The sequence below is a fragment of the Mycobacterium sp. genome, from assembly GCF_035314905.1.
In the GTDB taxonomy this organism is placed as follows: Bacteria; Actinomycetota; Actinomycetes; order Mycobacteriales; family Mycobacteriaceae; genus Mycobacterium.
In genome coordinates, this window is sequence record NZ_DATFYW010000178.1 from 1 (window position 1) to 24,523 (window position 24,523).

Consider the following 24,523-nt stretch of genomic DNA (forward strand, 5'->3'; position numbering starts at 1 on the left):
TGGCGGAGATCATGGTCTCGAATTTTCCAGGTTTGAACGATGACCGGGACGACCTGAGCGATCAGCGGCGAACGACGCTTGCAAAACGTTTCAGCGCAAGGCCCGCCGCTCTGCCGCGCTGGCCGCGCGAAGTTAGCTAGCGCGCACACCTCGCCACCGGAATCCCGCCACGCGCCGCGCCGACGCCGCGATGAACGCGCCCGAGGGCTACGCCGTCCACCTCCATAGCGCCGTCTATGGGGATATACAGCGCCCCCGGCCCGACTCGAACGGGCGACCTAGGGATTAGAAGGCCCTTGCTCTATCCAGCTGAGCTACGGAGGCAACCTGGGAAGTCTATCCAACGGCGCCCGCCCGGCGGCGGCAGACAATCGCCTCCCGCGGCGCCTGTCCGCGGACTAGCGTGGATTTCGCAGTCGAGTTCGGCGGGAGGGCACGAGTGACGATGGTGGGAGGCAGCGGTGGTTGACGCGCTCGACGCGGCCGGGTTGCCGGAGGAACTCAACGCGTTGGACATATTGTTGCACCGCGGCGAGGCGAATCCGCGGACCCGGTCCGGGATCATGGGCCTGGAAATCCTCGACACCACCCCCGAGTGGGACCGCTTTCAGAACGTCTTCGAAAACGCGTCCCGTCGCGTGCTGAGGCTGCGCCAGAAGGTCGTTACCCCGACGGTGCCCACCGCGGCGCCGCGCTGGGTGGTGGACCCGGACTTCAACCTGAACTTCCACGTCCGGCGGGTGCGCGTCCCGGCGCCGGGCACGATGCGCGAGGTGCTCGACCTCGCCGAGGTGATGCTGCAGTCGCCGCTGGACATCTCCCGGCCGCTGTGGACCGTCACCTCGGTCGAGGGGTTGGAAAACGGCCGGGCCGCGGTGCTGCTGCACATGAGCCACGCGGTCACCGACGGCGTCGGCGCCGTCGAGATGTTCGCCAACATCTACGACTTCGAACGTGAACCGCCACCCCGGGAACCGGCGCCGCTGCCGATCCCGCAGGATCTGACCGGCAACGACCTCGCCCGCGCGGGCTTCAACCGCTTGCCCGGCGCCATCGCCGGCGGCCTGCGCGGCGCGTTGTCGGGCGCCGCGCATATGGCCGGCCGGATGGCGCGCGACCCGGTGTCGGCGATCGGCGGGGCGGTCGAGTACGCCCGGTCAGGCGTGCGGGGGATGTCGCCGGTCGCCGAGCCGTCCCCGTTGCTTCGCAGGCGCAGCCTTTCGTCGCGCACCGAAGCGATCGACATCGACTTTTCAGATCTGCGCGCCGCGGCCAAAGCCGCGGAGGGTTCGATCAACGACGCGTATCTCGCCGGGCTCACCGGGGCGCTTCGGCGTTATCACAACGAGCTCGGCGTGCCGATCGAGAAGCTGCGCATGGCGGTGCCGGTCAATCTTCGCGCCGAGGCCGACCCGGCCGGCGGCAACCGGTTCGCCGGCGTGATGATCGCCGCGCCCCTTGGCATCTCGAACCCGCGCGACCGCATCCAGAACATCCGCACTCAGATGTGCCGGCGGCGCGAGGAAGCCGCGATCGACATGATCGGCGCGATCGCGCCGGTCTTGAGCGTGCTGCCCGAGCCGATATTGGAATCGATGGCCGGGTCGATCGTCTCGGGCGACGTCCAGGCCAGCAACGTACCCGTGTATGCTGGCGATACCTACGTCGCAGGCGCAAAAGTGTTGCGGCAGTATGGGCTTGGACCCTTGCCGGGGGTGGCGATGATGGCGGTGTTGATCTCTCGCGGCGGGACGGTCACGGTGACCACCCGCTACGACCGCGCGTCGGTCACCGAGGACGAGTTGTGGGCCAGGTCCCTGCTGTCCGGCTTCGACGAGGTGCTCGCGCTGGGCGGTCCGGGCCGGGCGGCTCCCGCGTCGTTTGAGGTCGCATCATGAGCGGCCCCGACGGCGGCGGCCGCAGACCCGCCCGCCGTGACATGCGGTTGCCCGGCTCGGTGGCCGAGGTCGAGGCCAGCCCACCGGGCCCGGAGGTCGGGGCGTTCTTCGACCTCGACGGCACCCTGGTGGCGGGCTTCACCGGGGTGATCCTGACCCAGGACCGGTTCCGCCGCCGCGAGATCGGGATCGGCGAGTTCATCGGCGTCGTGCAGGCGGCGCTGAACCATCAGCTCGGCCGTGCCGACTTCGAGCAGCTGATCTACCGGGGTGCTTCGATGATGCGCGGCCGGTCGCTGTCGGATCTGGACGAGATCGCCGAGCGCCTGTTCGTCCAGAAGATCGTGTCCCGCATCTATCCCGAAATGCGCGAGCTGGTCCGCGCCCACCAGGCCCGCGGCCACACCGTGGTGCTGAGTTCGTCGGCGCTGACCATCCAGGTCGAACCGGTGGCCCGCTTCCTCGGCATCGGCAACATTCTGTCCAACCGGTTCGAGGTCGACGAAAACGGCGTGCTGACCGGCGGGGTCGAAAAGCCCATCCTGTGGGGGCCCGGCAAGGCCAACGCCGTGCAGACGTTCGCGGCCGAAAGCGGGATCGACCTGAAGAAGAGCTACTTCTACGCCGACGGGGACGAGGACGTCGCGCTGATGTACCTCGTCGGCAATCCCCGGCCCACCAACCCCGAGGGCAAGCTGGCGTCGGTGGCGGCCAAGCGGGGCTGGCCCGTGCTCCGCTTCTCCAGCCGCAGCGGCAGCAATCCGCTGTCGCAGTTGCGCACGCTCGCCGGCGTGGCGACGCTGGCGCCGATCGCCGCCGGGGCGGTCGGCATCGGGCTGCTGGCCGGCAGCAGGCGCCGCGGCGTCAACTTCCTGACCTCCAACTGGGGCCGGGCGTTGTTGGCCGCCACCGGCGTCAGCATGAACGTGCTCGGCGAGGAGAACCTCACCGCCCAGCGGCCTGCGGTGTTCATCTTCAACCACCGCAACCAGGTCGACCCGATCATCGCCGGGTCGCTGGTCCGCGACAACTTCACCTCGGTCGGCAAGAAGGAGCTGGAAAGCGATCCGATCGTCGGCACCATCGGCAAGGTCATGGACGCCGCGTTCATCGACCGCGACGACCCCCGAAGAGCGGTGGAGGGACTGCACAAGGTGGAGGAACTGGCCCGCAAGGGGCTGTCGATCCTGATCGCCCCCGAAGGCACCCGCCACGACACCATCGAGGTGGGGCCGTTCAAGAAGGGCCCGTTCCGGATCGCGATGGCTGTCGGCATCCCGATCGTGCCGATCGTGATCCGCAACGCGGAGGTGATCTCGGCCCGCGACTCGACCACGTTCAATCCCGGCACCGTCGATGTCGTTGTCTATCCGCCGATTTCGGTGGACGACTGGACCGTCGAAAACCTGCCGGAGCGCATCGCGGAGATCCGGCAGCTCTATCTCGACACGCTGAGAGACTGGCCGCGGGACAAGGTTCCCGAGCCGCGCCTGACATCCAAGCCGGCCGAGAAGGCTCCCGCCAGGAAGGCGGCGAAGAAGGCGGCACCGAAGAAGGCGGCATCGAAGAAGGCGGCACCGAAGAAGGCCGAACAGAAAGCGGCCGCGAACAACGCCGACACGAGCGGCAACTCCAACTCGAAAGCGAGCCCCAGGGCCGGCGCGAAAGGGCGATCATGAACGGCCGCGCCGACGACTTCGCGAGCTTCACGGCGACCGATGACGCGCTGGTGCTGGCATCGGTGTCGTCGGCCGCCGAGCTCGAGCTGCTGAACGACTGGTTGGCTCAGCAGCGCCGCGAGCACCCGGACACCAAAGTCGAAGTGCTGCAGCTGGCCGGCGATGACCCGGCACCGGGCGTCGTCGCGCAGCTCGTCGAGCGGCTGGAGGCCGACGAGGACCGCACTGTGGTGCCGGTCCGGGTGTTCTGGGTCCCCGGGGGCCTGCCGACCCGCGTGAAGGTCGTCGGCCTGCTGTCGGGCCGCGACACGTACCGCCCGCCGGAGATCCTGCAGCGCAGCATCCTGCGCAAGGACCCGGCGCGGGCGCGGGTGGTCGCCGGGGAGCCGGCCAAGGTTTCCGAACTGCGCCAGCAGTGGCAGGACACCACCGTCGCCGACAACCCGCGCGACTTCGCGCGGTTCGTCCTGCGCCGGGCGAGCCTGGCCATTGAGCGGGTCGAATTGCGTTTGCTCGGGCCCGAATACAAGTCGCCGCGCTTGGTGAAGCCGGAGATGATCGCATCCGCGCGGTTCCGTTCCGGCCTGGAGAAAATTCCCGGCGCGACGGTCGAGGCGGCCGGGAAGATGCTCGACGAACTCGCCACCGGCCGGAGCCGGTTCTCGGTCGACCTCATTCCGTCGCTGAGCCGCGCGATCTTCAGCCGCGGCTTTGATCCCAACATCGACTACGACCGCGCCGAGGTCGAGGCGATGCGCACCGCGTTGGAGACGCACCCCGCCGTGCTGCTGTTCTCGCACAGGTCCTACCTCGACGGCGCGATCGTGCCGGTGGCGATGCAGGAGAACCGGCTTCCGCCGGTGCACATGTTCGCCGGTGTCAACCTGTCGTTCGGGTTCATGGGGCCGCTGCTGCGGCGCTCCGGGGTCATTTTCATCCGGCGCAATATCGCCGGCGACCCGCTCTATAAGTACGTGCTCAAGGAGTTCGTCGGCTACGTCGTCGCAAAACGATTCAACCTGAGCTGGTCCATCGAGGGCACACGGTCGCGCACCGGCAAGATGCTGCCGCCCAAACTGGGCCTGCTGAGTTATGTCGCCGACGCCTACCTCGAGGGCCGCAGTGAGGACATCTTGCTGCAGCCGGTGTCGATCAGCTTCGACCAGCTGCACGAGACCGCCGAGTACGCCGCCTACGCCCGTGGCGGGGAGAAGACACCCGAAGGCGTCGGCTGGTTGTACAAGTTCATCAAGGCTCAGGGCGAGCGCAACTACGGCAAGATCTACGTCCGCTTCCCGGAGGCGGTGTCGATGCGGCAGTATCTCGGGCCGCCGCACGGCGCGATCGCCGCCGACCCGGCGGCCAAGCGGCTGGCGCTGCAGAAGATGGCGTTCGAGGTCGCCTGGCGGATCCTGCGCGCCACCCCGGTTAACGCCACCGGTTTGGTGTCGGCGTTGCTGCTGGCCACCCGCGGGGTCGCGCTGACGCTGGATCAGCTTCATCACACGCTGCAGGACTCGCTTGACTACCTCGATCGCACACAGACGCCGGTGACCAACAGCGCGCTGCGGCTGCGCACCCACGACGGTGTCCGTGCCGCCGCGGACGCGCTGTCCAACGGCCATCCGGTGACTCGCGTGGACAGTGGCCGGGAGCCGGTGTGGCTCATCGAACCCGAGCACGAACACGAGGCGGCGTTCTACCGCAACACCGTCATCCACGCGTTCCTGGAGACGTCGATCGTGGAGCTGGCGCTGGCCTACGCCGCGCGTGCCGACGGAGATCGGTTGGAGGCGTTCTGGTCTCAGGCGATGCGGCTGCGGGACATCTTGAAGTTCGAGTTCTACTTCGCCGATTCGGCCGCGTTCCGTGAGCACGTCGCCGAGGAGATGGCCTGGCACGGCGACTGGGAGGCGCACGTGGCTGCCGGCGGTGACGGCATCGACATGCTGCTGCACGCGAAGAAGCCGCTGATGGCGCATGCGATGCTGCGCCCCTTCTTCGAGGCCTACGAGATCGTCGCCGACGTGCTGCGCGACGCGCCCGCGGAGATCAGCGAAAAGGAACTGACGAAGCTTGCGTTGGGCGTGGGCCGCCAGTACGTCGCCCAGGATCGTGTGCGCAGCAACGAGTCGGTGTCGGCGTTGCTGTTCGCCACCGCACGGCAGGTGGCCGCCGATCAGGGCCTGCTCGCGCCGGCGTCGGACCTTGCCGAACGGCGTGCGGCGTTCCTCGCGGAGTTGCGCGCGGTCCTGCGCGACATGGACCGGATCGAAGGGGTGTCCCGCGACCAGTTCTACGTGCGCGAGTCACAGCGCAGGCGGGAACGGCAGAAGACCGCCTAGCCCGGAACTAGTCCTGAGCGTGACGGTCGTGCTCCCAGCGCTCCAGCGCCTCCTGTAGGTCGTAGAGCCCGAGCGCGGTCAAGGGCATGCCGACCGAAAGCACGGCGACCAGAATCGTGCCCATCGTCTCGCCTCCACTTGTCGTCGTATCCCGTCGACATGAACGTATGACAGGGGTACGACACGGACACGAGTGGTGCACTACGCGTTTAGTCCGCGGGCGTCACTCCGCTACGCGCGGCCGTCGCCGAGATTGAACTCAGCGACGCCCCGTCGGCGTGTCCCGCAGCTGAGGTCAGTGTCGGCGAACCGACGCCCCCCGGGGGCCTATGGCCACCGGCGCCTTTCCCCCCGTCATCACGCAATACGCTGAACGCATGACGCGTCGTGTGTGGCCGGTGCTCTGCGGCGTGGCGGTTCTCGCCGGCGTCACCGCCGCGGCCATCGGCGCACTGTCGGTAGCCGACGCGCTCACCGCCACCGGGCTGCCCAACCCCGGGCCCGTGACGATGTACGGCCTGCCGTTCGTCCGTGCGGCGGGTGAGATCGCCGCGGTCGTCGCGATCGGATCGTTCCTGCTCGCCGCGTTCCTGGTCCCGCCGCAAGACAACGGCGTGCTCGACGCGGCCGGCTACCGGTCGCTGCGGCTCGGCACTGTCGCGTCGGGTGTGTGGGCGGGGTGTGCGGCGCTGCTGGTGCCGCTGACGCTTTCCGACGTCTCCGGCCGTCCGGTGCGGCTCCTGCTCAACCCTGCGACGGTCTGGTCGCTCGCAGGCGTCGTCGACACCGCGAGCGCGTGGCGCTGGACGGCGTTCATCGCCGCGGCGGTCACGCTGGCGGCCCTGCCGGTGCTGCGCTGGTCGTCGACACCGTTCCTACTGGCCGGCGCGCTGGTGGCGTTGGTGCCGCTCGGCCTGACCGGCCACTCCTCGGCGGGTGGGTCCCACGACATGGCCACCAACAGCCTGCTCATCCACCTGGGGGCCGCCGGGCTGTGGGCCGGCGGCCTTTTAGCGCTGCTCGCCCACGCGCTGCGCCGCGGCGACCACGCGGATCTGGCCGCGCGGCGGTTCTCGGCCGTCGCGCTGTGGTGCTTTATGGCGATGGCCCTCAGCGGCGTGGTCAACACGCTGGTCCGGATCCGTCTTGCCGACCTGTTCGACAGCGGGTATGGCCGCCTGGTCATCGCCAAGGCCGCCGCGCTGTGCGCGCTCGGTGTGCTCGGCTGGCGGCAACGACGCGTCAGTCTCGTCGCGCTGCGCACCGACCCGGACGCCCGCGGGCCGCTGATCCGGCTGGCGCTGACCGAGGCGGTGGTCTTCGGGTTGACGTTCGGCATCGCGGTCGGGCTCGGTCGCACGCCGCCGCCCCCTCCGCCGATCCTCAAGCCGTCGATCCCGCAGGCCGAGATCGGCTATGACTTCGCCGGGCCGCCGACGCTGGCGCGGGTGTTGTTCGACTGGCGTTTCGACCTGATCTTCGGCACCGCGGCGATCGTGATGGCGCTGCTGTACCTGGCCGGGGTGCGGCGGCTGCGCCGCCGCGGCGACGCCTGGCCGATCGGCCGGACGGTGGCGTGGCTGTGCGGGTGCGCGCTGCTGCTGTTCGTGACGTCGTCGGGCGTCGGCCGCTACATGCCCGCGATGTTCAGCATGCACATGGTCGCTCACATGGCGCTGTCGATGCTCACACCGATCCTGCTGGTCCTGGGCGGACCGGTCACGCTGGCGTTGCGCGCGCTGCCAGCGGCGGGCCGCGGCGAGCCGCCGGGCCCGCGTGAGTGGATTCTGATCGCGTTGCACAGCAAGCTGTCCCGCTTCCTGACCCATCCGGTCGTGGCGACGATTCTGTTCATCGCCGGCTTCTACGCGCTCTACCTCGGCGGCATCTTCGACGCGGTGGCGGGCAATCACATGGCCCACACCCTGATGAACGCGCATTTCCTGATCAGTGGCTACCTGTTCTACTGGGTGGTGATCGGCATCGACCCGACGCCGCGACCCATCCCGCACGTGGCCAAGGTCGGCATGGTGTTCGCGTCGCTGCCGCTGCACGCGTTCTTCGGCGTGGTGATGATGAGCGACGACACCGTGCTCGGCGGAGATTTCTACCGCTCGCTGCACCTGAGCTGGCATACCGACCTGCTCGGCGATCAACACCTCGGCGGCGCGATCGCCTGGGCGGCGGGCGAAGTGCCGCTGGCCGTCGTGATGATAGCGCTGCTGATCCAATGGCGGCGCACCGATCAGCGCACCGCCAGGCGTCTGGACCGCGCCGCCGAACGCGACGACGACGCCGACCTGGCCGCCTACAACGCGATGCTCGCCGAGATGGCCCGCCGCGACGCGGGCACCCGGCCCAGCTGACGCGTCCGGGTCTCATCTCGCCCGAACGGTTCCCGGCGCCATGTCGCCGCAGCGGCGTCCGGCCTCATGTCGCCGCAACGGCTCCCGGCCTAGCCGCAACGGTTCCCGGCGCCATGTCGCCGCAACGGCTCCGAGCGCCATGTCGCCGCAGCGGCTCCGAGCGCCATGTCGCCACAGCGGCGTCCGGCCTCATGTCGCCGCAACGGCTCCCGGGCTCGCCGCAACGGTTCCCGGCGCCATGTCGCCGCAACGGCTCCCGGGCCGGCCGCAACGGCTCCCGGCCTAGCCGCGAACCGCTCCCGGGCCGGCCGCAACGGCTCCGGCGGCCACCGCCGCGGGCCAGCTTCCGTAACCGCTGATGTCCGTGCCGGCGGCCGCGGCGGCGCCGTCGCACCCGAACGCCGTTCGCCAGCTGCCGTCGGCGAATTCGACCTTGCCCAGCTGCATCGGCGGCGGAAGTGCCGCCAGGAAGGTGCCGAGCGCGGCGGGGGAGAGCAACCATCGGTGGCCGGTCAGCGCGGCACCGGTGACGCCGTCGGGACATCGGGTGATGGCGGGCTTGGCTGGCGTGGTGTCGAGCACGCTCATCCGGTAGCGCGGCGCGGTGGTCAGCTCGCCGGCGAAGCGGGCGCCGAGGCCGGTGAGCTGGTCCTCCAGCGGCCCGCCGCGCAGATGTGCGCCGAACACCACCAGCTCGGCGTGTGATGCGGCGCCCAGCGGCCAAACCTCCGCCACTGCGTGCCCGTCGATGAGTGCCGCCACATCGAGCACCACCGCGTCGTCGAATGCGCGGCCGAGCACCGTCACCCCGAACTGTGCGTGGCCTGCGGTTCCTGCCGGCACCGCGACGGCGCACATGTCGAACAGGTTGCAGAAGTTGGTGTAGGTGCCCAGCCGGGCGTTCACGCCGACCGGGTCGGCGGCGACCTCGCTGATGCGCGGGTGCATCGGCGAGGTGGGAACCATCAGCGCGTCGGCGCCCTCGAGGGCGACCATCGCGACGCGGCGCAGCCGTTCGACCTCCCGTCGGTCGCGGACGAGCTCGTGGGCTGCGATGTCACGCGCCGCGGCGATGATGCCGCGCACGGTCGGGTCGAGCGCGGCCCCGGGATGCGCGTCGATGAATCCGCCGACCGCGGCGTACCGTTCACTGACCAGTGCCCCGCCGTAGAGCAGTTTCGCCGCGTCCAGGAAGGGGCCGATGCCGATCGGGACGATCCGCGCGCCTGCCTCCGACAGCGCCGTGACGGCGGCGTCGAATGCCGATCGCCAGCCCTGGTCGAGTTCGGGCAGCTCCCGCGGCACCGCGATCACGGGTTGCGGGGGTGCGGCCAGCCGGGTGTCGGCGGGCCACCGGCGGTTCGGGGCGCCCGCGGCCAGCACCGCCATCGCGCGGTTGGCCGCCGCCAGGCCGGCGGCGAAAATCGTCACACAGTCATAGGATTCGCACGCCGGAACGACTCCGTCGGTGCTGATCACCCCGACCGTCGGCTTGATGCCGGCGATTCCCTGCAACCCTGCGGGCACCCGTCCCGATCCGGCGGTGTCGGTGCCGACCGCGATGTCGGCCTCACCCAGCGCGACGGCCACCGCCGAGCCGGAACTCGAACCGCCGCTGATGTATTCGGGACGGCGGCTGTCGGGCACCACGCCGTAAGGGGAGCGCGTGCCGACCAGCCCCGTGGCGAACTGGTCGAGGTTGGTCTTGCCGACGACGACCGCGCCGGCCGCGCGCAGCGCGGCGACGGCGGCGGCGTCGCGCTGGGGCAGGTAGGCGAATTCGGGGCAGGCCGCGGTGGTGGGCAGCCCGGCGACGTCGACGTTGTCCTTCACCGCGAGCCGGACGCCGGCGAGCGGACCCGATGGGGCTGCGGCGAGCTCGGCGCTGACGTCGTCGTCGTCGCGACGGGTGATCCAGACCGTCATGGGCTTCAACCTACGGCCCGCTCATCCCCAGCGCGCAGTTCATCCACAGCCCACCGGCCCGAGACGGTCGCGGCCGTCCCATCCGTCGGCGGTCTCCCGGTTAATGGCTGGTGTCAGCGGCGCCTGCCGCCGAACCGGAAGTCCGAACCAGAGAAAGGGATCACCATGTTCGAAACACCACTTACCGTCGTCGGCACCATCGTCGCCGACCCGATACGGCGCACGGTGGGCAGCCGGGAGCTCATCCGGTTGCGGGTCGCCAGCAACTCGCGTCGGCGTGACGCCGACGGAACATGGACCGCGGGCAACTCGTTGTACATCACGGTCAACTGCTGGGGTCGCCTGGTCACCGGTGTCGGAGCGGCGCTGGGCAAGGGCTCACCGGTCATCGTGGTCGGCACGATCCACACCAACGAATACGAGGACCGCGACGGCAACCGTCGCTCCCCGTTGGAGATGCGGGCCAGTGCGGTGGGGCCCGACCTGTCGCGATGCGTCGCGCGTGTCGAGAAGACCGTCTACTCGGGGCCCGACACCGAGCAGCGGCCGGGCGCCGACGCGGGCCCGGAGCCGGCGGAGGACGGTGGTGAGTTGACCGACGACGGGGAGGACGCCTCCCCCGCGGACCAGTCCGGGATCGGCACCAACGGGCTGACCGGCAAGGGGCTGACTCTGTCGGTTTAGCGCCGCACGGCCACGCCTACCATGGTCCGCGAGCATGACGAACGGACCAAGAAAGGCATCATGGCTGAGTTCATCTACACGATGAAGAAGGTCCGCAAGGCGCACGGCGACAAAGTCATCCTCGACGACGTCACGCTGAGCTTCTTTCCCGGGGCGAAGATCGGGGTCGTGGGCCCCAACGGGGCGGGTAAGTCGAGCGTCTTGCGGATCATGGCCGGGTTGGACAAACCCAACAACGGCGACGCGTTCCTGGCCACCGGAGCCAGCGTCGGCATCCTGCTGCAGGAGCCGCCGCTGAACGAGGACAAGACCGTCCGCGGCAACGTCGAGGAGGGCCTCGGCGACATCAAGACGAAGCTCGACCGGTTCAACGAGGTCGCCGAACTGATGGCGACCGACTACTCAGACGAGCTGATGGATGAGATGGGCCGGCTCCAGGAGGAACTCGATCACGCCGACGCGTGGGACGTGGATTCCCAGATCGAGCAGGCGATGGACGCGCTGCGCTGCCCGCCGCCCGACGAGCCGGTCACGCGCCTGTCCGGCGGCGAGCGGCGCCGGGTGGCGCTGTGCAAGCTGCTGCTGAGCAAGCCGGACCTGCTGCTGCTCGACGAGCCCACCAACCACCTCGACGCCGAGAGCGTGCAGTGGCTTGAGCAGCACCTGGCGAACTACAAGGGGGCGGTGCTGGCGGTGACCCACGACCGCTACTTCCTCGACAACGTCGCCGAGTGGATCCTCGAGCTGGACCGCGGCCGCGCCTTCCCGTATGAGGGCAACTACTCCACCTACCTGGAGAAGAAGGCCGAGCGGCTGGCCGTGTCGGGCCGCAAGGACGTCAAGCTGCAGAAACGGCTGCAGGAGGAGCTCGCCTGGGTCCGCTCCGGCGCCAAGGCGCGCCAGGCCAAGGGCAAGGCCCGGCTGCAGCGCTACGAGGAGATGGCCGCCGAGGCGGAGAAGACCCGCAAGCTCGACTTCGAAGAGATTCAGATCCCCACCGGGCCGCGGCTGGGCAGTCTCGTGGTCGAGGTCGAACACCTCGACAAGGGCTACGACGGCAGGATGCTGATCAAGGATCTGTCCTTCACGCTGCCGCGCAACGGCATCGTCGGGGTGATCGGGCCCAACGGTGTCGGCAAGACCACGCTGTTCAAGACCATCGTCGGCCTGGAGAAGCCGGACAGCGGTACCGTCAAGGTCGGGGACACCGTCAAGATCAGCTACGTCGACCAGAGCCGCGCGGGCATCGACCCGAACAAGACCGTGTGGCAGGTGGTTTCTGACGGCCTGGACTACATCGAGGTCGGCCAGAACGAGATCCCGTCGCGGGCCTACGTGTCGGCGTTCGGTTTCAAGGGACCCGATCAGCAGAAGCCGGCCGGTGTGCTCTCCGGCGGCGAACGCAACCGGCTCAATCTCGCGTTGACGCTCAAGCAGGGCGGCAACCTGCTGCTGCTCGACGAGCCGACCAACGACCTCGACGTCGAAACGCTGGGGTCGCTGGAGAACGCGCTGGAGAAGTTCCCCGGCTGTGCGGTGGTGATCTCCCACGACCGCTGGTTCCTGGACCGCACCTGCACGCACATCCTGGCGTGGGAAGGCGACGCCGACAGCGAAGCGAGATGGTTCTGGTTCGAGGGCAACTTTGCTGCCTACGAGGAGAACAAGGTCGATAGGCTCGGTCCGGAAGCCGCTCGTCCCCATCGGGTCACGCACCGCAGGCTGACGCGCGACTAGGGTGGGCGGGGCTGCGTGCCAGCGCCGGCCCGCAGCGCCGAAGCAGGAGCGATCCGCATGACGGTCAAGCCCGAGGGCAGCAGCCTCGACGGAGCGGGGTGGGAGAAGTCCCCCGGCGCCGTCGAGGCGATCACCCGGGTCTACGCCGGCACCTACCGCGGACCCCACGGTGACGCTCCCGAGCCGCAACCCGTCGCGGGCGACGCGGCGGGCGAGTACACCAACCCCGCGGACCTGGTTTCGGCCGCGATGCTCGCCGCCCACCGCAAGCTGGGCCGGCGCCGCGAACCCGACACCACGAACGTCGCCGCCTACCTCGACGACGCCGACGGCTTCGGCCCGGCGCTGCAGCTGGTGACCGACCAGGCGCCGACGCTGTTGGAGTCGGTGACGGTGTTGTTGCACCGGCTCGGCGTGGCTTATCTGGCGATCATGAGCCCGGCCTTCCGGGTCCACCGCGGGCCGGATGGTGAGTTGGTCGACATCACGCCGGCCACCGGCGCCGCCGGCGACGGGGTCGACGAGGCGTGGATACACGTGCAACTCGCGCCGTCGGTCGATCGCAGGGCGGTCGCCGAGGCCGAGCGGCTGCTGCCGACCGTCCTGGCCGACGCCCGGCAGGTGGCGCGCGACTCCGCCGCGATGACCAATGCGGTGTGCAAGCTGGCCGACGCGCTCGACTCCGACACGTCGGGCCGGTTCCCGGCAGCGCAGCGCTACGAGGTCGCCGAGCTGCTGCGCTGGCTCGTGGACGGCCATTTCGTGCTGGTGGGCTACCAGCGCTGCTCGGTGTGCGCCGGCGAGGCCCGTGTCGAGGATGCCAGCCGGCTCGGTGTGCTCAGCCTGCGCCAGGACGTCTTCCCGCAGCTCACCGAGTCCGATGAGTTGCTGGTGCTGGCGCAGGCGACGAATGCCAGCTACCTGCGCTACGGCGCCTACCCCTACGTCGTCGTCGTCCGGCAGAACTCCGGCGAGCAAGCGGTGGAGCATCGCCTGGTCGGCATGTTCACGGCCGCGGCGATGAACGCCAACGTGCTGGAGATCCCGGTCATCTCGCGCCGGGTCAAGGAGGCGATGGCCAAGTCCGGGCACGACCAGAGCTCGCTGCCCGGCCAGCTGCTGCTCGACGTGATCCAGACGTTCCCGCGCTCGGAGCTGTTCGCGCTCGATGTCGACGAGCTGCTGGCGATGGCGACCGCGGTGATCGACCTGGGCTCACGGCGTCGCACCCTGCTGTTCCTGAGGGCCGATCAGCTCGGCCACTTCGTGTCCGCCCTGGTGTACCTGCCACGCGACCGCTACACGACGGCGGTGCGGCTCGAGATACAGGACATCCTGGTCCGCGAGTTCGGCGGCGCCAGCATCGACTACACCGCCCGGGTCAGCGAAGCGCCTTGGGCGGTAGTGCATTTCACGGTCCGGCTGCCCGACGACTCCCGGCCCGCCAAAGTAGACACGTCCGAGGACAACCGGCTGCGTGTGCAGGCGCTGCTGACGCAGGCCGCGCGCACCTGGGCCGACCGGCTGATCGGCGCGGTGCAGTCCGGCTCCATCGACTCCGAACTCGCCGAGCACTACGCCGAAGCCTTCCCCGAGGTTTACAAGCAGGCCGTCTCGCCGGGGGACGCCATCGCCGACATCGCGATCATCGAAGAGCTGCAAGACGACTCGGTCAAGCTGGTGTTCACCGAAGGCGACGAGCACCTCGCTTCACTGACGTGGTACCTCGGTGGGCGGTCGGCGTCGCTGAGCCGACTGCTGCCCATGCTGCAGTGCATGGGGGTCATCGTCCTGGAGGAGCGCCCGTTCGCCGTCACGCGGCCCGACGGCCTGCCGGTGTGGATCTACCAGTTCAGGATCTCGCTGCTTCCCACGATCCCGACGGCACCGGAAGGCCCCGAGCGCGACGACACCGCCGTGCGCTTCTCCGACGCCGTCACCGCGATCTGGTACCGCCAGGCCGAAATCGACCGGTTCAACGAGCTCGTGCTGCGGGCCGGGCTGACCTGGCAGCAGGTGGTGATCCTGCGCGCCTACGCGAAGTACTTGCGCCAGGCCGGTTTCCCGTACAGCCAGACGCACATCGAGTCCGTGCTCAACGACAACCCGCACACCGCGAAGTCGCTGGTCGACCTGTTCGAGGCGTTGTTCGAGCCGGAAGCCCCGAAGCGGCCCAACGACAAGCGCGACAAGCGCGACAAGCAGGCCGCCGCCGCGGCGGTCGCCAGGGACATCGACGCGCTGGTCAGCCTCGACACCGACCGCGTGCTGCGGGCGTTCGCGTCAATGGTCCAGGCGACGTTGCGCACCAACTATTTCGTGACGCGCGACGGTTCGGCCCGCGGGCAGGGCGTGTTGTCGGTGAAGCTGAATTCGGAGTTGATCGACGAATTGCCGCTGCCGCGGCCGAAGTTCGAGATCTTCGTCTACTCGCCGCAAGTGGAGGGCGTGCATCTGAGGTTCGGCTGGGTCGCGCGTGGTGGGCTGCGCTGGTCGGACCGGCGCGAGGACTTCCGCACCGAGATCCTCGGTCTGGCCAAGGCCCAGGCGGTCAAGAACGCCGTCATCGTCCCGCTGGGCGCCAAGGGTGGCTTCGTCGTCAAGAGGCCGCCGCTGCCGACCGGTGACACGGCCGCCGACCGCGACGCGCAACGCCTCGAGGGCGTCGCCTGTTACCGGCGCTTCATCGCCGGGTTGCTCGACGTCACGGACAACGTCGACCGGCGTACCGGCAGAGTCATCGCGCCCGACCGGGTGGTGCGACGCGATGGCGACGACGCCTACCTGGTCGTCGCCGCCGACAAGGGCACCGCCACGTTCTCCGACATCGCCAACGACGTCGCGAAGTCCTACGGGTTCTGGCTCGGCGACGCGTTCGCCTCCGGTGGTTCGGTCGGCTACGACCACAAGGCCATGGGCATCACCGCCAAGGGCGCCTGGGAAAGCGTCCGGCGGCACTTCCGTGAGATGGGCGTCGACACGCAGACCGAGGATTTCACCGTCGTCGGCATCGGTGACATGAGCGGCGACGTTTTCGGCAACGGCATGCTGCTGAGCAGGCACATCCGCCTGCTCGCCGCGTTCGATCACCGCCACATCTTCCTCGACCCCGACCCCGACGCCGCCACCTCGTGGTCCGAACGGGAGCGGCTGTTCAAGCTGCCGCGGTCGAGCTGGGCCGACTACGACGCGTCGCTGATTAGTGCGGGCGGCGGCGTTTTCAGCCGCGAGCAGAAGTCGATCCCGCTGAGCCCGCAGGTGCGTCGCGTTCTGCGGATCGGCGACGGCGTCACCGACATGACGCCGCCCGAATTGATCCGGGCGGTGCTGTGCGCGCCGGTCGACCTGCTGTTCAACGGCGGGATCGGCACCTACGTGAAGGCGGAGGCGGAGTCGGCCGCCGACGTCGGTGACCGCACCAACGATCCCGTCCGGGTCAATGCAAACCAGCTGCGCGCCAAGGTGATCGGCGAAGGCGGCAATCTCGGCATCACGCAGCGCGGCCGGATCGAGTTCGACCTGTGCGGCGGCCGGATCAACACCGACGCGCTGGACAACTCCGCCGGCGTCGACTGCTCCGACCACGAGGTCAACATCAAGATCCTCGTCGATTCGCTGGTCATCGCCGGCAGGGTCCGGGCCGGGGACCGCAGCGCGCTGCTGGAGTCGATGACCGACGAGGTGGGCAGCCTGGTGCTGGCCGACAACGCCGCGCAGAACGACCTGATGGGCACCAGCCGCACCAACGCGGCGACCCTGCTCAACGTGCATGCCCGGCAGATCAAGGACCTGGAGGCCCGGCGCGGGCTGAACCGCGAGCTCGAGGCGCTGCCGTCGGAGAAGGAGATCAGGCGGCGCCAGGATCTCGGGCTCGGGCTCACCTCACCGGAACTGGCCGCGCTGATGGCGCACGTCAAGCTCGATCTGAAGGATCAGGTGCTGCGCAGCGAGCTGCCCGAGCAGGACGTGTTCGCCGCACGGCTGCCGCGATACTTCCCGGCCGAGCTGCGCGACCACTTCGCCGCCGAGATCCGCTCGCACCAGCTGCGCCGGGAGATCGTCACCACGATGCTGGTCAACGACGTGGTCGACTGCGGCGGAATCACGTTCGCCTACCGGGTCACCGAGGACGCCGGGGTGACCCCGGTCGACGCGGTGCGCACGTTCGTCGCGACCGACGCGATCTTCGGGATCGGCGACATCTGGCGGCGCATCCGCGAGGCCGGCGAGGACGGCAGCATTTCGGCGGTGTTGTCAGACCGGATGACGCTGGACCTGCGCAGGCTGCTCGACCGTGCGGCGCGCTGGCTGCTCAACTACCGCCCCCAGCCGCTGGCCGTGGGCGCCGAGATCAACCGATTCCGTTCTGAGGTGCGGTCGCTGGCCCCCCAACTCCCGGGATGGCTGCGCGGCGGGGACCGCGACATCGTCGCGAAGGTCGCCACCGAGTTCGTTTCTCACGGGGCCACCGAGGATCTGGCCGGCACCGTGGCCGCCTCGTTGTACAGCTACAGTTTGCTGGACATCATCGACATCTCCGACATCATCGAACGTGACAGCTCCGAGGTCGCCGACACCTATTTCGCGTTGATGGGTCACCTGGGCATCGACGCGCTGCTCACCGCGGTGTCCGAGCTGCCACGCGACGACCGCTGGCATTCGTTGGCGCGGTTGGCGATTCGCGACGACATCTACGGTTCGCTGCGGTCGCTGTGTTTCGATGTGCTCGCGGTGGGAGAACCGGACGAAAGCGGTGAGGAGAAGATCGCCGAATGGGAGCACACCAACACCTCGCGGGTGGACCGGGCGCGCCGCACGCTGGCGGAGATCCGTGAGGAAGGTGAACGTGACTTGGCCACCGTGTCGGTTGCGGCCCGGCAGATCCGGGCGATGACCCGCACGAGCTGGACGGGTCCGACGGGCTAGTGGGCGAGAAGTTCGTCACGCCGGTGCCGGTGCGCTGGTCGGACATCGACATGTACCAGCACATCAACCACGCGACCATGGTCACGATCCTCGAAGAGGCGCGGGTGCCGTTCCTGCGCGAGCCGTTCGGCGCCGAGATCACCACGACGGGGCTGCTCATCGCCGAGGTCAAGGTGAGCTACAAGGGACAGCTGCGGCTGGCCGATTCGCCGCTGCAGGTGAGCATCTGGGTCAACCGGCTGCGCGCCGTCGACTTCACCCTCGGCTACGAGGTGCGGTCGGTGACGGCCGGCCCCGACTCTCGCCCGTCGGTGATCGCCGAGGCGCAGCTGGCCGCCGTGCACATCCACGAGCAGCGGCTGCTGCGGCTGACACCGGCTCAGCGGGATTACCTGAAGCGCTGCTCGCGATGACCGGCGGCCGGGAGCGCGGGCTGTGGCTGGACGCCGCGCACCACGACGACTTGGCGACGTTCGTCGAGCGGGCGCGGCGGCTTGACGACGCCGCGGTGATCCGGCTGCGTCAGCGCTCCGACGGGTTGCTGGCGGCGTGGACCGCGACGGGCTTCGACGTGCTGGCCAGCCGGGTGGTGCGCGGGCGGGTCCGCCCGCCCGACATCTCGGCGGGCGCCGACGCGCTGCTGCGCGGGCTGGCGGCAGTGGACCCGTCGGGCGTCGTCGATCCCGGCTTCCCGATGGACTCGGCGTGGCGGGGTGCCCTGCCGCCGGAATCGGGTTTCGTCCACCTCGACGACGTTCCCGCCCGTGCGGTGCTCGACCTCGCGGCGCGCGGCGTCGAGTTGGCCAAAGAGCATGGCGCACAGGGGCCGCCGGTATCGCTGCTGGACCAGGAGGTCATCCGGGTCGGGGCCGGAGCCGCTGGGTCGGCGACATCGGACGCCGCCGAGGGCGGAGCGGGCGTCCCGATGCGGTGCGTGTTCGCGTTGACCGCGATGGGCTTTGTGTCCCCCGAGGTGGCTCCCGGCGCGGCCGATGAGATCGTCCGCGTGCGGGTGCTGCCGGCGTGGCTGCGCATCGACGCCCGGTTCGGGTCGGTGTACCGGCGGCGCGGCGACCCGCTGCTGCTGATGTAGCGGCTAACGGCAGGCCAGCCACGCGGCGGTGTCGGGCGGCAGTACGCCGTCGCCGACCGGCCGGCTGGCGAGCAGCACCTCACCGCTGGGCAGCGGGACGGGCCTGTCGCCCGCGTTGAGAGCGCAGAGCAGCCCCCGGTCGCGCAGCCGGAACACCAGCGCGTCGGCCGGGCTGTCGACCCATTCGATCGACGAACCGGTGAACTCCGGCCGTCGCGCACGCAGCCGCAGCGCCTCACGGAAGAACGCCAGCGTCGAATCGGGGTCGGCAAGCTGGCGCTCCACGGTCAGCGACGCCCACTGCGGCGGGATCGGCAGCCACGTGTCCGGGTTGGCCGAGAACCCGAACGGGGGAGCGTCGCCGCTCCACGGCAGCGGCACCCGGCAGCCGTCGCGGCCGCGTTCGGTACGCCCGGAGCGCTCCCACACCGGGTCCTGGAGCGCCTCGTCGGGCAGCTCGACGTTGGCCAGGCCGAGTTCCTCGCCGTTGTAGACGAACACCGCGCCGGGCAGCGCGAGCATGACCAACGCCATCGCCCGCGCCCGCGCCAGGCCCGTCGCCCCGCCGCCGTAGCGGGTGACCTCGCGGTCGACGTCGTGGTTGGACAAGGTCCAGGTCGGTGTGGCGCCTTCGATGGCGGCGGCCGCCAGCGAGTTCTCGATCGCGTGCTTGAGCCCGGCCGCGTCGAACTCGGCGCGCACCAGCCGGAAATTGAAGCCCAGGTGCAGCTCGTCGGGCCGCAGGTACTTGGCGAACTGCTCGTTGTCGAACACCCACACCTCGCCGATCGCGACCGCGTGCGGATAGTCGTTGAGCACCGAGCGGATGCCGCGGTGGATGTCGTGAACGTCGTCGTGGTTGAACCGGGGGTCGTCGTCGTCGAGCTTGAGCATCTCGATGTCCGGGTTTTTCATGTCCGGCAGGCCGGGCGGCTTGGCCATGCCGTGGGCGACGTCGATGCGGAAGCCGTCGACGCCGCGATCCAGCCAGAACCGCAGCGTCTTCTCGAAGTCCTCGAACACTTCCGGGTTTTCCCAGTTGAGGTCCGGCTGCTCGGCGTCGAATAGGTGCAGATACCACTGACCGGGGGTGCCGTCGGGCTCGGTCACCCGCGTCCAGGCGGGGCCGCCGAACACCGACACCCAGTTATTGGGGGGACGGTCGCCTTTGGGGCCGGTCCCGTCCCGGAAGATGTAACGCGCGCGCAGATCGGTTTCCGGCGCGGCCGCCAGCGCGGCGACGAACCACGGATGCTGTGAGCTGGTGTGGTTGGGCACCAGGTCCATGGTCACCCTGATGTTGCGCCGATGGGCCGCGGCGATCAGCCGGTCCAGCGCCTCGATGCCGCCGAACAGCGGGTCGACGTCCCTGGGGTCGGCCACGTCGTAGCCGTGGTCGGCCATCGGGGAGACGGTGACCGGGTTGAGCCAGATGGCGTCCACGCCGAGCGCGCCGAGATAGTCCAGGTGGGCGGCGATGCCGTCGAGATCACCGACTCCGTCAGCGTCGCTGTCGGCGAACGACCGCGGATACACCTGGTAGAAAACCGCGCGCGACCACCACGGCGCCGTGCTGGAGTCAGTCACGAGCGCCCATTGTGCCCGACATCAGAACGGCGAGTTGACCATCGAGTGCGCGGCCATCTCCAGATAGGCCAGCACTACGGCTCAGTCAGCGCTGTGCATGACCAGCGGAAATAAGGTCAGCAGCATGCGCTGTAGTGCTGAATATCTTGGAGTCAGCTACTCGTCAACTCGCCGGTATGACGTAAGGTCAGACCGTTGCGCTACCCGGCGCAAAATGTGATCCACGCCACCACGACACGCCGGGGCGACCTTGTACCCCTGAGAACTGTCACCCTTTTCGCCTAGCGTTATACGCCGAAGCCCCCGCTGCGAACGGGGGCTTCGGTAGGTCACCTCTGGACAAGAAAGGAGGTGATGTCTCCCTTGAAACGGCGAAGCAGACGCCGTTTCCGGCTGAGGATCACACTGACCCTCAGTTGGGAGTCTCCATAAGGTTGGAGGTAGTGCAGGCGGGGTGGTCGTCTCAGGGCAGCCGCCCCGCTCTCACGTCTGTGTAGTTGTATCCGTCCAACGCACAGGCTAGCGCGTCGCGATTCTGCCCGTCACCACCGACACGAACAGACCTAAACGTCACCCGGCGTCGTGCCGCGTCGACGCCGCCATCCGCTGCTAGGGCAGTGGCTGGAATAGAGTGGCTGGTCATCTTCGAGATGACGGTGGCATTGACGTCGGCCCGCTACGTTGCCTTGGCCGCGGTCAGGTCAGCGAATCCGGACCCGGTGATGACGACCTGATGGCGCTTGGCGACAGTGGAGGGCTTGCTCATCGTCCACGCGGCTCTGCCGGACCGGTAGGCTCCGGGGCCGTCGGACCGGCCGAAGACGGCGGATCCGCTGATTGACGTTCTGGCTGAACGACAGGAGAAAGTTGCGGCTTGGGTTGAGCTGCCGGGCTTTCCGCGTCGAGATGGAGTCGTGCGCCACTGGGAATCTGGCGAGCATCACCCAGTCGACTCCAGGGACGCGCACTCGTCTCGGCCATTTCCAGGGCCTTTGCGGTGAAGACGCGAAAGCCGAGATGTGGCCGGTATCCGTGGATTTCGGTGGTGTCCAGGCTGCGCATGAAGGACAGGATCTGCCGACTGAAGACCTGGCCGGGGACCAGGACGGGAAAGCCCGGCGGATACGGGGTCACAAAGGTGGCGGAGACCACCTGTTGGCCGGACTCCATTTTCTCTTCCACCTCATCGCTAGTCAGGTATTCGCACAGGCTGTCGTCGTAGCCGAGGTAGAAAGCCCGGCGCAGGTCGCCGTCGGGCGTGGATGGGCTTCCTTGGTTTTCCTGGCCGTTGCGTTCGAGGAAGCAGGTGTGGAATCCGCTGAAGTCGGGTAGCGGCGCCGACGGGGTGGTCAGCCGCTGTACTGCTCGCTCGTGATGCGCCTGATCGGTCAAGCACATCTCACCGATCCGATCGTCGAGTTCTTGGGCAATCTTGACCAGGATCTCCACCAGGTAGGCCACCGAGCTGCGGGTGGTGCCGATGTTCGTCATGAACAGCACCGTGTTGCGGGTCGTCTTGTTGATCTGCACCCCATAGCGCTCCATCAACTCGGTGCGCTTGAAGGTGTCGCCGTCGATTCCGGTGGCACCGATGTATAGGGTGGTTCGGCTCGGGTCGAGAACGAACTCGTCCTGCGCCCATGCCGTGGTCATGTTGCGCAGACCGGTGCGCAGCGGCTGGTCAAGGCCGGAGGGGCGGAACCGCGCCGGGATCATCTCCGCCGTCGACAGGCAATGCATGTACTTGCTCAGCAATGGGTGCTTGTCGATCGCGTCGCGCAGTTGCATCGCGTTTTCGACCTGCTTTTGGACCAGCTCCGCGCCCTCCAGATCGGCTTGCCGGCGGCCTATGTCGAGGGAAGCCAGAATCTGATAGTTCGGCGAGGTCGAGGTGTGCGCCATGTACGCCTCGTGGAAGGGCTCCAGCACCTTCTGATCGAAGTCCTGGTCAAAGACATGGATCATCGAGCCTTGCCGCAGCGAGGTCAACGTCTTGTGGGTGGACTGAGTGGCGTAGACCCGGACGCGGGCACCCGCGGGATCGGGCATGAGGCGCTGCTCCAGCAGCGTCTCGTCATCGGCGTCGGCGACCTGTTCGGCGTACTCGAGGTAGGCCAACCGATACTCGGGCGATCGCAGCCGCTCCCGGATCGCCCGCGCCGCGTGCATCGCCGTGCGTTTGCAGTAGATGTGGTGGAACCGTGCGAAGGCGAACCAGGCTTCGTCCCACAGGAAGACGAGGTCGGGCTTAATCGCCAGGCATTCCTCCATCACCCGCTCGACGTCGTACACAATCCCGTCGAAGGTGCAGTTGGTGAGCGTCAGCAGCTTGACTCGGTCTAGCTTGCCGGCCGCGCGCAGGGCCAGTAGCCGAGATTTGATCTCGCGCAGCGGCACCGCCCCATACATCGAGTACTGATTGAGGGGGTAGGCGTCCAGATACGTGACCTGGGCGCCGGACATCAGGAGCCCGTAATGATGGGACTGGTGGCAGTTCCGGTCGACCAGCACGATGTCACCCGGCGCGACCAACGCCTGTTCGACAATCTTGTTGGCCGTCGAGGTGCCGTTGGTCACGAAGTAGGTCTGTCGCGATCCGAACGTCTTGGCCGCGAGCCGCTGCGCGTCCCGCAGTGGCCCGGTCGGCTCCAGCAGCGAGTCCAGCCCCCCGCAGGTGGCCGAGGTCTCCGCCAAAAACAGTTCCAGCCCGTAGAAATCCAGCATGTCGGCAATCCAGTGCGACTTCACGATGGATTTGCCCTGCGAAATGGGCAGCGCATGAAAAACCCCGGTCGGCCGGTGGCTGTATTCCCGCAAGGCGGAGAAGAACGGGGTCCGGTACCGGGCCGCGACACCCTCCAGCACGGACAGGTGCATATCAAGCGTGCCTTCCCCGGCGTGGAACACCCGGCGAAAGTGCGGGCCCAGCCGGGCAGCGACGTCCTCCACCTCGAGCTCGGTTGTTAAATACAGGTCGATCTCGGGGCGAGACTCGGTGATCGCTCGGGCCAGGATCTCCGCCCGCTCCTCGGCAGTATGATCCGCGAGGTCTTCGGACACGTGGGCGTCGACGAAGTGCGCCAGCGCCGACAGATCCCGCCGCGAGCGATGCGAGAATCGCCGCGTTATCACGCACGCCTGCAGATTCGGGTTCAGCCGGGCGGCGACCACCGCCTCGTCACCGCTGCCGACCACCACGAGCTCGTAGATAAACGCGTCATCGGGGCGGCGCCAGCTGCGGATCTCGCTGGCCAGCGCCCGCTCCTGGGCCTCGGTCATGACCGCGACGAGTAGCAGCTCGAAGTACGGGCGCGCGGACCGGCGGGGATGGGCGAGGTCCTCGGCGGTGGCGGCGCCGCCCACGCTCAGGGCCTCGCTCTCGCCCTCCAGGGGTGATGCCGCCGTGCCGGCGCGGTAGGACTCGGTGACCAACGCACGATTGATTTTGGCGACCGTCCGGCCGAACGTGTCATAACCGCCGGTGGCGAACTGACGTTGCATGTGCGCGAACACCTGGATACCGGGAAATGCCCAGTAGCGTTCGAATGGCCGCAGCTGAGCGAGCAGGCCCTCCACCGTCTCGACAAGCGGCGCGGTATCACGCCCCTGCGCGGCGGCGTGCGACAGCCGCAAGCTCGCCTCTTCGAGCCGGCACCAAGTGTCCGCCCGGAACTGCCAGGCGCTGTTATAGGCATGCGGGTTTACGTCAACCATGGTGAGCCTCCACCCCGGTAAGGATGATCGCCATGCTCTCAAGGCTAGGCCGACGCCGCAGTTCAACAACTGTTTTCGGCGACGCCGCAGCCGCGCTGGTTCCGATCCAGTGCGAGCGCATTTTTGATCGGGGTGGTTATCGGGGCGTGGTCTCGTCGGGTTGGTTAACTGCGGCCGCGGTGCGCGGGTCGGCGCCGCCGTAGAAGAAGATATTCGGTGGCGATCGCGTTGGCGGCCTGGCGTGCGTCCGGCCAGCACAGGCCTTTGAAGGCGCCGCGGCTGCGCAGGGTCGCGCTGTCGGGCTCGGTAGGGTAAGGCGCAGTACGGCCTGGCGCGAGGCCGAGCGGCCACGATCTGGCCGCAAGCGCGTAGTCGTTCCGACTGCCAATGAAATTGGGTTCAATCCCAGTATCGCTCACCAGTGTTTGAGCAGGTGAGAGTAGTTATCTAGCTCACCAAAACACTTGTCGTGCAACTATCGTGCAATAGCGTGCAGCGTGGGCCAGCCCCGGCGGGGGTGCGAGCAGAAACCAAAACGTGCCGTCGCGAAGACTCGGAGGGATCATCC

The 24,523-nt window shown here is 68.6% G+C and carries 12 protein-coding genes and 1 tRNA gene; 9 read left to right on the top strand and 4 right to left on the bottom strand.

The features are described from left to right. Positions 1 to 250: 250 nt before the first annotated feature. Positions 251 to 324, bottom strand: a tRNA-Arg gene (locus VKG81_RS15195). A gap of 137 nt (positions 325 to 461) precedes the next feature. On the opposite strand from VKG81_RS15195, the gene VKG81_RS15200 reads away from it, so the two are divergent. The 4 genes from VKG81_RS15200 (at position 462) to VKG81_RS15215 (ending at position 8,288) form a co-directional block, all read left to right on the top strand. Further along, positions 462 to 1,898 carry a wax ester/triacylglycerol synthase family O-acyltransferase gene (locus VKG81_RS15200; RefSeq protein WP_324397285.1) on the top strand — a complete coding sequence of 479 codons (1,437 nt, stop codon included), beginning with the start codon at positions 462 to 464 and terminating at the stop codon, positions 1,896 to 1,898. A 41-nt stretch (positions 1,899 to 1,939) separates the two neighbouring features. Next, positions 1,940 to 3,577, top strand: a complete 1,638-nt coding sequence (locus VKG81_RS15205) for an HAD-IB family hydrolase/lysophospholipid acyltransferase family protein (protein WP_324397322.1) — start codon at positions 1,940 to 1,942, stop codon at positions 3,575 to 3,577. Next, positions 3,574 to 5,922 (top strand): glycerol-3-phosphate 1-O-acyltransferase, encoded by a 2,349-nt coding sequence (locus VKG81_RS15210; protein ID WP_324397287.1) that lies wholly within the window; start codon positions 3,574 to 3,576, stop codon positions 5,920 to 5,922. The genes VKG81_RS15205 and VKG81_RS15210 overlap by 4 nt, the downstream gene beginning before the upstream one ends. 377 nt (positions 5,923 to 6,299) lie before the next feature. Next, positions 6,300 to 8,288, top strand: coding sequence for a cytochrome c oxidase assembly protein (locus VKG81_RS15215; protein WP_324397289.1), 1,989 nt, complete (start codon positions 6,300 to 6,302; stop codon positions 8,286 to 8,288). A 282-nt stretch (positions 8,289 to 8,570) separates the two neighbouring features. On the opposite strand, the gene atzF is transcribed toward VKG81_RS15215, so the two are convergent. Then, positions 8,571 to 10,214: an allophanate hydrolase gene (gene atzF / locus VKG81_RS15220; RefSeq protein ID WP_324397291.1), complete on the bottom strand. Its 1,644-nt coding sequence runs from the start codon at positions 10,212 to 10,214 to the stop codon at positions 8,571 to 8,573. 165 nt (positions 10,215 to 10,379) lie between these two features. Between atzF and VKG81_RS15225 the strand changes: the two genes are divergently transcribed. The 5 genes from VKG81_RS15225 to VKG81_RS15245 are packed head-to-tail and all read left to right on the top strand — an operon-like array spanning position 10,380 to position 18,654. Beyond that, complete coding sequence (locus tag VKG81_RS15225; RefSeq protein ID WP_324397293.1) at positions 10,380 to 10,898, top strand: single-stranded DNA-binding protein; 519 nt, start codon at positions 10,380 to 10,382, stop codon at positions 10,896 to 10,898. Positions 10,899 to 10,958: 60 nt separating this feature from the next. Beyond that, positions 10,959 to 12,635, top strand: coding sequence for an energy-dependent translational throttle protein EttA (gene ettA, locus VKG81_RS15230; RefSeq protein ID WP_324397295.1), 1,677 nt, complete (start codon positions 10,959 to 10,961; stop codon positions 12,633 to 12,635). A gap of 57 nt (positions 12,636 to 12,692) precedes the next feature. Continuing rightward, on the top strand, positions 12,693 to 17,561 hold the full coding sequence (locus VKG81_RS15235) for an NAD-glutamate dehydrogenase (protein WP_324397297.1): 4,869 nt from the start codon (positions 12,693 to 12,695) through the stop codon (positions 17,559 to 17,561). Then, entirely contained in the window at positions 17,561 to 17,974 is a 414-nt protein-coding gene (locus VKG81_RS15240; RefSeq protein WP_324397298.1) for a thioesterase family protein, read from the top strand. The genes VKG81_RS15235 and VKG81_RS15240 overlap by 1 nt, the downstream gene beginning before the upstream one ends. Further along, positions 17,971 to 18,654 carry a hypothetical protein gene (locus VKG81_RS15245; RefSeq protein ID WP_324397300.1) on the top strand — a complete coding sequence of 228 codons (684 nt, stop codon included), beginning with the start codon at positions 17,971 to 17,973 and terminating at the stop codon, positions 18,652 to 18,654. The genes VKG81_RS15240 and VKG81_RS15245 overlap by 4 nt, the downstream gene beginning before the upstream one ends. A 3-nt stretch (positions 18,655 to 18,657) precedes the next feature. On the opposite strand, the gene VKG81_RS15250 is transcribed toward VKG81_RS15245, so the two are convergent. Together VKG81_RS15250 and VKG81_RS15255 are read right to left on the bottom strand one after the other, a co-directional pair. Beyond that, a complete protein-coding gene (locus VKG81_RS15250; RefSeq protein WP_324397302.1) occupies positions 18,658 to 20,241 on the bottom strand; it encodes a glycoside hydrolase family 13 protein in 1,584 nt (527 codons plus the stop codon). A 762-nt stretch (positions 20,242 to 21,003) separates the two neighbouring features. Beyond that, positions 21,004 to 23,955: an ornithine decarboxylase gene (locus VKG81_RS15255; RefSeq protein WP_324397304.1), complete on the bottom strand. Its 2,952-nt coding sequence runs from the start codon at positions 23,953 to 23,955 to the stop codon at positions 21,004 to 21,006. Positions 23,956 to 24,523: the final 568 nt, after the last annotated feature.

Bases quoted from the DNA above. Each gene is read 5' to 3' on its own strand.
- VKG81_RS15205 (WP_324397322.1), top strand. From the start codon at position 1,940: ATGCGGTTGCCCGGCTCGGTGGCCGAGGTCGAGGCCAGCCCACCGGGC.
- VKG81_RS15210 (WP_324397287.1), top strand. From the start codon at position 3,574: ATGAACGGCCGCGCCGACGACTTCGCGAGCTTCACGGCGACCGATGAC.
- VKG81_RS15215 (WP_324397289.1), top strand. From the start codon at position 6,300: ATGACGCGTCGTGTGTGGCCGGTGCTCTGCGGCGTGGCGGTTCTCGCC.
- atzF (WP_324397291.1), bottom strand. From the start codon at position 10,214: ATGACGGTCTGGATCACCCGTCGCGACGACGACGACGTCAGCGCCGAG.
- VKG81_RS15225 (WP_324397293.1), top strand. From the start codon at position 10,380: ATGTTCGAAACACCACTTACCGTCGTCGGCACCATCGTCGCCGACCCG.
- ettA (WP_324397295.1), top strand. From the start codon at position 10,959: ATGGCTGAGTTCATCTACACGATGAAGAAGGTCCGCAAGGCGCACGGC.
- VKG81_RS15235 (WP_324397297.1), top strand. From the start codon at position 12,693: ATGACGGTCAAGCCCGAGGGCAGCAGCCTCGACGGAGCGGGGTGGGAG.
- VKG81_RS15245 (WP_324397300.1), top strand. From the start codon at position 17,971: ATGACCGGCGGCCGGGAGCGCGGGCTGTGGCTGGACGCCGCGCACCAC.
- VKG81_RS15255 (WP_324397304.1), bottom strand. From the start codon at position 23,955: ATGGTTGACGTAAACCCGCATGCCTATAACAGCGCCTGGCAGTTCCGG.